At 48.6% G+C, this 1,634-nt stretch carries 2 protein-coding genes; both read left to right on the plus strand.

Annotation, left to right across the window (positions count from 1 at the left end; all coding sequences use genetic code 11):
* The coding region (locus B088_RS08160) for a transposase (protein ID WP_018107937.1) at positions 1-454 on the plus strand (454 nt) is incomplete at its 5' end.
* A gap of 8 nt (positions 455-462) precedes the next feature.
* Positions 463-1,482: an IS3 family transposase gene (locus B088_RS08165; protein WP_038974060.1), complete on the plus strand. Its 1,020-nt coding sequence runs from the start codon at positions 463-465 to the stop codon at positions 1,480-1,482.
* Positions 1,483-1,634 lie beyond the last annotated feature (152 nt).

Here is a 1,634-nt window from a genome sequence, read left to right on the forward strand (position 1 = left end):
GTGTGGTGTCCTAGAAAAGTACACACATAGAGGAGCAGAAATGAACAACAAGAATGAAGCGAAAAAGTCGGGAGAAACCTCTCGGAAGAGCCAAAAAACGGGTCTAAAACAGAGGAGCTACAGCGACAAGTTTAAATTAAAAGTCTTGCGCGAAATGGTATGTACGGGCGAGACTCTCGAGGCACTAAGTAAGCGTCACGACGTGCCGATTACAACCATTTCCCGCTGGACCAGTACCTTTGGGGTCACAACCCCAAAACAAATCAGAGAGCAGGTTATGAGTAAGAATATCAGCGACATCGAGCGTAAACTTATCGAGAAAGAGCGTGAGTGTGAGGAGCTTAGGGTAAGGCTTCGAGAGTCGCAAATCGAGTGCGAGATCAAAAAAGCGTCCTTGGACTACCTGTCCGCCAAGTATCACATTGATCTAAAAAAAAAGAACGATTTAGACTAGTGGGCGAGATGAAAGATAAGAATATAGGTGGTCGTGCAGTCGGTGTGAGCAAGTGCTGCAAACACCTATGTGTCAGCAGAAAAGGCTACTACAATAGAGTAAAGGCTCAGGCTGCTCATCGCACCACAGAGGGCTACGATGAGTCCACCAAAGCGAGCGCAGTACTCTACTTTTGCCGTCGACAGCGAGAGAAGTTGCCGAGGGCGGGTGTAGCCGTACTCCACAAGTTGTCCAATGAATACTTCCGTGACATTTTCCCTGTGGGTCGAGACTGGCTGTCCAAGCTCTTGGATGCCAACAACATGCTATTGAGAGAGACCAAGAAGAAGCGCCCTCCTCGGACGACAAGAGGGGTCGTAAATCATGGCTTTGAGGATCATGTCAATACGATCCCAAAGTACATCGCGCCGGACAATTGCCGCCTCTTAGTCTCCGACATCACCTACGTAAAGACGTTAGAAGGCTTTGTCTATCTGTCACTTACAATGGATGCCTACAGCAGGATCATCACCGGGTTTGACCTCCGCAAGACCCTCACGACAGAAGGTCCCCTCAATGCTCTAAAGCAGTCCATACTCTTCTTTACAAAGCACGGATATCCACTTGAGGGCTTGATCTTCCACAGTGACCGCGGATGTCAGTATATCTCAAAGGAAATGACCGAGTTAGAGGCTAAGTACGGCATCATAACCAGCGTTACACAGACCGGAGATCCCCTCCATAATGCCATGGCAGAGCGGCTGAACGGGACACTGAAGAACGACTTCTTGTACAACCTCGAACTGCTTGACTTTGAGCAAGCTAAGTCAGCAGTAAAGACAAGCGTTATGATCTACAATACAGCTCGTCCCCATCGGGCAATAGGGATGAAAACACCCATGCAAATGCTTCTGCCTGACTACCCTAATCCTCTACTGTCCAAAGGGAAGGATGCGAGAGAGGCCCCTCACCCCCAAAAGGGGGTGGGGGCGGGGCCTCTCCCGCCTCGATCGGAGAAGTCCTACGACCGTGGAGGACTTGCAAAATAAGTGTGTACTCATTAGTAATAAATGCGTATATTTGTATATGAGTTGGCACCTAACCCGTTTCGGGTGTGTACACTCTCAGGTCTTAATCCAATGACCGGTATACAGTCCCAGTAATATTCAATCAACTGTGTACTTTTTTCAGGAATCGCATA

The organism is Porphyromonas bennonis DSM 23058 = JCM 16335, from assembly GCF_000375645.1.
Taxonomy (GTDB): domain Bacteria; phylum Bacteroidota; class Bacteroidia; order Bacteroidales; family Porphyromonadaceae; genus Porphyromonas_A; species Porphyromonas_A bennonis.

Bases quoted from the DNA above. Each gene is read 5' to 3' on its own strand.
- B088_RS08165 (WP_038974060.1), top strand. From the start codon at position 463: ATGAAAGATAAGAATATAGGTGGTCGTGCAGTCGGTGTGAGCAAGTGC.